This is a genomic window from Photobacterium chitinilyticum (assembly GCF_004104355.1).
Lineage (GTDB): Bacteria > Pseudomonadota > Gammaproteobacteria > Enterobacterales > Vibrionaceae > Photobacterium > Photobacterium chitinilyticum.
In genome coordinates this window covers 1-354 of the sequence record NZ_RJLM01000282.1, presented here as the reverse complement: position 1 = coordinate 354, position 354 = coordinate 1, and the positions used below count along the sequence as shown (strand labels likewise).

Annotated in this window: 1 protein-coding gene; it reads left to right on the top strand. The window is 44.1% G+C overall.

The genetic code is table 11. The features are described 5' to 3' along the window. Window positions 1-164 precede the first annotated feature (164 nt). Window positions 165-354: CII family transcriptional regulator (locus tag EDI28_RS26750; protein ID WP_128786734.1), on the top strand; the 190-nt coding region annotated here is incomplete at its 3' end.

The window sequence follows — 354 nt, the reverse complement described above, 5'->3', positions numbered from 1 at the left end:
GGAAGAGGTAAAGCCCTTCCCGAGTAACAAAAAAACAACAGCATAAATAACCCCGCTCTTACACATTCCAGCCCTGAAAAAGGGCATCAAATTAAACCACACCTATGGTGTATGCATTTATTTGCATACATTCAATCAATTGTTATCTAAGGAAATACTTACATATGGTTCGTGCAAACAAACGCAACGAGGCTCTACGAATCGAGAGTGCGTTGCTTAACAAAATCGCAATGCTTGGAACTGAGAAGACAGCGGAAGCTGTGGGCGTTGATAAGTCGCAGATCAGCAGGTGGAAGAGGGACTGGATTCCAAAGTTCTCAATGCTGCTTGCTGTTCTTGAATGGGGGGTCGTTG